The following is a 6,100-nucleotide window of genomic DNA, read 5'->3' as shown; positions in this document are numbered from 1 at the left end:
TGGCGGAGAGGGTGTCCGCTGATAGGTAGTTCGCATGGGTCCGCATGGGTCACAAGCAGCCTAATCCATCAAGGGTTTAAGTCTCACGTCTTCCGTATGACTCCGCTACAATCCATGTCTGAGTGTGGGGCGAGGTGTGGGGCGACCCGCCTAGCTGTCACAGTGACAACGACATGGAGCATGACATGGGCAATCTCACGGCACGCACGGCAGCAACCGCAAAACCGGGTCGGCACAGTGACGGCGAGGGTCTCATCCTGTCCGTGAGCAAGACCGGCTCGCGGAGCTGGTATCTGCGGTTCCAGCTCAACGGCAAGCGGCGCGACATGGCGCTCGGCAGCGCGGCCGATGTCACGCTCGCACAGGCACGCGAGCAAGCGGGCAAGGCGCGGGCGCTGGTGCGAGCCGGGATCGACCCGATCGAGCATCGCAAGGTCGAGACGGCGACGGTCCCGACCTTCACGTCTGCGGCGGCTCAGTACATCCGCAGTCACCGGCATGGCTGGTCGAATCGGAAACACGCGCGTCAGTGGGTCGCAACGCTGAAGACCTACGCCCGACCCGCCATCGGCTCGAAGCCGGTCGACACCATCGGCACCGAGGATATCCTCGCGGTCCTGTCACCGATCTGGACCACGAAGACCGAGACGGCGAAGCGGGTTCAGGGTCGCATGGAAAACATTCTCGACTGGTGCGCGGCTCGCAAGTTTCGAGACGCCAGCAACCCGGCACGCTGGCGGGGCCATCTCGACCACCTGCTCCCGAAACCGACGAAGGTCTCGAAGGTCACGCACCACCCGGCGATGCCGTGGCCGGCGCTCCCGTCTTTCATGACCGAGCTGAGGAGCAACCCGAGCATCTCCTCGCAGGCGTTGCGATTCCTCATCTTGTCGGCGTGCCGCACGTCCGAGGTCATCGGCGCTCAGTGGTCCGAGGTCGATCTTGACGCGGCTGTCTGGACGATTCCCGGCGACAGGATGAAGGCCGGTCGAGAGCATCGGGTTCCGCTATCCGATGAGGCGCTCGCCATCGTGAAGGCGCTCCCGAGAATCGAGGGTAATCCGTTCGTCTTCCCTGGTGCGCGGCAAGGTCGACCGCTGTCGAACATGGCACTCCTTCAGCTCATGCGCGGATTGGGTCACGGCGTCAACGGCGAGAAGTCGGCAGCGGTCCCGCATGGCTTCCGGTCGACCTTCCGTGACTGGTGCGGCGAGGTGTCGAGTCACCCGCGCGAGGTCGCAGAGGCGGCGCTTGCTCACGTCAACGGCGATAAGACCGAGGCAGCCTATGCTCGCGGCGATTTGTTCACGAAGCGGCGCAAGCTCATGACTGACTGGTCCGCGTTCGTGACCAGAGCGCCCGCAGAAGTCATCGACCTGTCGACCCGCCAGACAGGCTAGGCCGCGCTCCCGGCACCGAGCCGCACATCTACTACGAGCATCTCCTGCAGGTTGACGATGGCTCGACCATGAACTCAGCGCGAAGTTATCGCCTGCACCCCAAAAAAGCGGTGCCGAAGTTGCCGAGAAGTAGCCGGCCACGATCGAAAAAAAAGCGCGCCATGCTCGCATCATCCCATCGGCAGGAAGGCCGCCAGCGGCGCGAGACGCTCCTCCCGGCACCGACCCGGCAATCCACACCAACCTGACCCGCCAGCGGCTCACAATGCCGCTAGGCGCTCCTCGCTTGACCTTCCGCGTCACAGTGACAAAATGAGGCCACCAATCCGCGTCACAGTGACAACAACATGACCGACTCGACGAAGGCGCCGAGAACGACATCCGCACAACGGCAGGCGGCGCTCCGCCAGCGGGCGCGCTCCCTAGCCTACGGGATCGACGATGAGGATATCCGCTCCGCTCCCGATACCGCGCTTTTAGAGGCGCTCCCGGTCGCGTTCCGCAATCGTCAGACCGCGCCAATCGAGGCCATCGCGATCGAGTTGCTCCTCCGACTCGGCAGACAAGTGAAGATCATCCCGGTCGAGCCGTCATCCGTCACAGTGACACCGATCGACGCGACATCCGGCGCGAGCGCGACCCGCGGATATCCGATCGAGGTGCAGCAACTGGCGGTCGACATGGCGGCTCAAGGCCGGTCGAGCCCGGAGATCCACAAAGCGATTCTGGCAATGGTCGGTCGCGCTCCCGCCGTGTCGAATCTATCGAAGGCCATCAGGCGCTGGCAATCTGCTCCTGTTGCGCCTTAAGTTTTCGGGCGCGCGGAAGGTCTCCGCGGCTTGGTCTAGGGGCTCATGAAGACCCGAAGGATCGCGTCCTGCAGATCCTCGCTTGGGCAAACCATCCATGCGGGGTCGACCAGCAGCATTACAGGTACACGCCCGCCGACAAGCGCAGTGACAAAATACATCTCTCCGCTTGCCTCGCCGATTCCGCGAAAACCTTGATGGAAATAGGCGTAATTATGTCTTAGGTCGACGCATCCTCGATCATAGCTACTCAGGTCTTCAGGTCTTATCCGTAGCGGCTCGACGCGACCTCCCGAGCGAGCGGTTGTCAATTCTCGCGCGGTCCTGCATGCCATCCCCGACGCAAGCCCGACCCTACATTCCGGGTAAACGTCAGGAGCTGGCTCCATTGCCCGCTCTCTGTTCAGCTCCTCCTGTCTGACCGCTTCGGCAAGCGAGGAGGCTCGCGCCCTATCATCTGCGTCCTTCCTGGACTGCTCGCGCCACTGCGCTTCGCGGGCATCGTGGGCCGCTTTCGCGTTAGCGATTTCGCTTTGCGTCGGCGGCAGCCTAACGCACGCCGAGAATGCGAATGACACGGCGATTGCCACGAGTCCAGTCCGAATTGCGCACATCTCCAACTCCATCTCCTGTTACGTCGGATTCGCCCAAAGTAAAGCTCAGCGCGCAACTTAAAGCAAGGCACTGCTCCATCCGTCGGCAATGAACAGCCCGAAAAGATTCAAATGGTGTAATTCAAACTAGACACCATAGCGAATAGAAGAGCGGGTTGTGTCAATAAACTTTGACATAGAATATAGCAAGTAGGCGATTAACAGGTTATTTCGCCCATCCGTTTGCGCTCGATTCCGGCTGAGGTTATCGTTGTCCGCATGACGCTTTATTCATGACATGGGAACCATGGCGACCAGGACATTCTTGCGACTGCCTCAAGTTATCCAGCTGACCGGACTCCGCAAGTCGGCTATTTACAAGCGCATTGCACTCGGCCAATTCCCTGCACCGATCAGGCTCTCGGCGCGGGCGTCCGCTTGGGCAAGCGATGAGGTCGAAAGCTGGCAGCAGCTCCAGCTCGACAACCGGGACGCAGCCGCCTAGGAGGGGATCCAATGACGAGAGCCGAAAATGCGATCTCCGATGCGTGCAAGCGCTGCGTCGAAGGCGCCTTCTTGGGGGGCGACTGGCGGCGGTTGGTCGATGCGTGCGAGCACTGGAGTTGTCCACTGCATTCCGTGCGGCCGAGGGCAACGTCTACAAGGGCGAGAGCAGCGCTCGGCCGAGTGCAGACCGGGTCCAGGGAGTGAGGCATGGGCAAAAAAGCAGAAACCGCGCTCGACTGCGAATCGAGGCGCGGTTCAAGGAAGGGCTTTCAGCATGCGCATTATGCGACTCAGGCCGCGCGCCCGCAATGTGGTCGGCTGCTGACGGGAGGTGCCTCCGATGTCTAGCACCGACCGGATCAGCGTCGAAATGCGGCGCTGGCAGTGGGCCATCTGGTCGCATGAAGGGCCGGCTCGCGTCGCTCAGCGGGCCGTGGCTCAAGTTTTATTCGACTATCTGGTGACCAGTCCCGACGGCCGAGTCTTCCCGTCGATCGAGACGATAGCGGAGAAGACGGCTCTCACCGAGAAGACCGTCGGCGGGCACCTTGACGCGCTGGTCGCGGCAGGATGGATTGCACGCAGGCTCCGAGAGCGAGGTGGGCAAGGGTGGCGGCGATACGAATACACCCTGCATTTTCCGAAACACATCGACCCTTCAACCGATGACTTCCTTAAGCGAGCCGAGCGCAAGCGACTCGACGCCATCGACGAGCACCGCATCACCGAGGAATGGCCGCCAAGGGATGATGCGGAGGCCGAGCGTCGTGCGGCGAAGGGCGATTATCTCGGTGAGGAATACCTGATCGACAACTTCGACACCGACCGATTCCCGGCGCTGGACGTGCGTGTCTTCTACCGCTTGGCGGACATCAGGAAATCCGTCGCGACCATCACGAAAACATGGCTAAACACAAACGCGGGGCAGCTCGCGCAATACAAGCCGGGCGAACAAGCGATCCTGGTCGAATGGATCGAGAGCAACGAGAAATCGAGCCTACCTAGTCATCAAGCGTGCAGAGCAATCCTCAAGCAACGGAGGGCAGCGGCATGACATCCGAAAGGCGGGGTAAAAATTACGCCACGTCGAAAGGTGGGGTAATTTCGGCAGAAGGTGGGGTAATTTTCGCCGGAAGGTGGGGTAATTCACGCCAAAAGGTGGGGTAGCCACTACTCATGATTCTATCAATGATTCAACCAAAGAGTAGGTCATAGACAAGGGACAGCGCACGCGTGCGCCGTGTGGCCGCTTTCGCGTTCAGCCATCGATCATGATCCTCATCACTCGGAAACTCGCCCTCGCCACCATCGACGGCAATACCGTCATCAGCCTAACGCAATCAGAGTAACGGCATGGCACAGATCAAAGCATGGACACCGGAAGACCGACAGGCCGCGCTCGGCTGCACCTCAGACCGGCCAGTCTTCCGAAGCCGATCAGAAAACTGCAAACTGCAGCGAGAGTTGCAGGGAAAAGTGCAAAAAACGTTCGCTCTTGAATCTTGCACACCGAGGACACCGAAATGACCGAGCCGGTCAACCTGATGACGGGTCTCACCGACCAGCAAACGCGAGCCGCCCGACTGCTCGCCGAAGGCCGCGCGGCGGTCGAAGTGGCACAAGCGGTGGGGGTTGATGAATCGACCATTTCCCGCTGGCGGCGAAAGGCACCGTTCGGGGCACTAGTGCAGGCGTTTCACGCGAAGGCGAACATAGAGGTTATGGGGCGCATGACCGATTTGACGAATCGCGCGCTCGACGTGCTCGACTCCCTGTTGACCAACAGCTCGAACCATAGCGTGCGGCTGCGCGCGGCTGTCGCCATTCTCAGCGCCAGCGGGATCTCCCGCCAGATCAGGGGGTCCATGCCTAACGGCTCACTCGATGTGACTGGTGTCGATTCATCGGTCGGGGATTTCGCCTCGAAATAGCCGTGTTTGAGCCCCGCCCATCTGCAGTTTAACGTCAACGGCATAGCTCCAGCCCCGAGTCTGCCGGGGCTCACAGCCATAGCAGTGTGCGCGGATCTCGATCGCGTCCTTGGATTGGAGCGGATGCAATATTTTGCGGTCGCGTCCAATCTCAACACCGTTCTCGTCAAAAAATGGGACACTGATGTCCACATAGTCGATCGCTTCCCCTGTTGGGTTCGCAACTTGGAACGTAACCCTTGGCACATCGCCGAAATAATCGATCCACTGCGCGTCGGTGACAGTGAACGTCATGCCCGAAAAATCGGCGTGAGGCTTATGGTAATCGGCTCGCGGTTGGTCAGGAACGGTTGGCAGCGATCGTTCGAAATCCGTGGAATGGCCCATGCAGTCAAGCAAGAGCGCAATCAAAATCAGTACGACAATACTCAGCAACGCAACGGCAGCTTTCATTTTTCAATACCTCCGTGTGGACTGTCGCAGGTTGCGATGAAGCCGATTGCCGCAGGCATTTTTTCCTCAGGCGCTTCGAACTGCAACCCGACCGAAGCGAACGGCACAACTGACCGATCGGATTCAGGTCCGTGACATGTCGAATTTTCCGAAGCATCTCCTCCGCCTGTCATTCTGTTGCAGTCGCCCGGTCGAGTCGCGATCGGTCGGATTGTCGTCGCGCCATGGGACTGAGGAGCGACCGCTCGTCGGCTCGAAAGCGGGTCAATCGAGGTCGAAAACGGTCCTATCGCTGTCCCAGTGTGGGGCGAGGTGTGGGGAGCATTGCCTATCGGCCGAAGAAACGTGAATTTTTACAGCGTGTTGTAAATCCATATGGCGGAGAGGGTGGGATTCGAACCCACGGA

Annotated in this window: 6 protein-coding genes; 5 read left to right on the top strand and 1 reads right to left on the bottom strand. The window is 60.3% G+C overall.

Annotation, left to right across the window (positions count from 1 at the left end; genetic code table 11):
• Window positions 1-185 precede the first annotated feature (185 nt).
• The 5 genes from BLV04_RS23890 to BLV04_RS23865 all read left to right on the top strand — a co-directional run bounded on the left by BLV04_RS23890 (window position 186) and on the right by BLV04_RS23865 (window position 5,240).
• Window positions 186-1,400 carry a tyrosine-type recombinase/integrase gene (locus BLV04_RS23890; RefSeq protein ID WP_093038611.1) on the top strand — a complete coding sequence of 405 codons (1,215 nt, stop codon included), beginning with the start codon at window positions 186-188 and terminating at the stop codon, window positions 1,398-1,400.
• Window positions 1,401-1,747: 347 nt separating this feature from the next.
• Complete coding sequence (locus BLV04_RS23885) at window positions 1,748-2,209, top strand: hypothetical protein (protein ID WP_093038609.1); 462 nt, start codon at window positions 1,748-1,750, stop codon at window positions 2,207-2,209.
• An 891-nt stretch (window positions 2,210-3,100) separates the two neighbouring features.
• The gene (locus tag BLV04_RS23875) at window positions 3,101-3,307 is read left to right on the top strand and encodes a helix-turn-helix transcriptional regulator (protein ID WP_342721929.1); all 207 of its coding nucleotides are present in this window, start codon (window positions 3,101-3,103) and stop codon (window positions 3,305-3,307) included.
• A 372-nt stretch (window positions 3,308-3,679) separates the two neighbouring features.
• The gene (locus tag BLV04_RS23870; RefSeq protein ID WP_175534791.1) at window positions 3,680-4,363 is read left to right on the top strand and encodes a helix-turn-helix domain-containing protein; all 684 of its coding nucleotides are present in this window, start codon (window positions 3,680-3,682) and stop codon (window positions 4,361-4,363) included.
• Between the two features lie 469 nt (window positions 4,364-4,832).
• The gene (locus BLV04_RS23865; RefSeq protein WP_093038603.1) at window positions 4,833-5,240 is read left to right on the top strand and encodes a helix-turn-helix domain-containing protein; all 408 of its coding nucleotides are present in this window, start codon (window positions 4,833-4,835) and stop codon (window positions 5,238-5,240) included.
• On the opposite strand, the gene BLV04_RS23860 is transcribed toward BLV04_RS23865, so the two are convergent.
• A complete protein-coding gene (locus BLV04_RS23860; protein ID WP_093038601.1) occupies window positions 5,211-5,693 on the bottom strand; it encodes an FxLYD domain-containing protein in 483 nt (160 codons plus the stop codon). The genes BLV04_RS23865 and BLV04_RS23860 overlap by 30 nt on opposite strands.
• Window positions 5,694-6,100: the final 407 nt, after the last annotated feature.

It is taken from the genome of Thiocapsa roseopersicina (genome assembly GCF_900106925.1).
In the GTDB taxonomy this organism is placed as follows: Bacteria; Pseudomonadota; Gammaproteobacteria; order Chromatiales; family Chromatiaceae; genus Thiocapsa; species Thiocapsa roseopersicina.
This window is presented reverse-complemented; position numbering and strand designations above follow the sequence as displayed.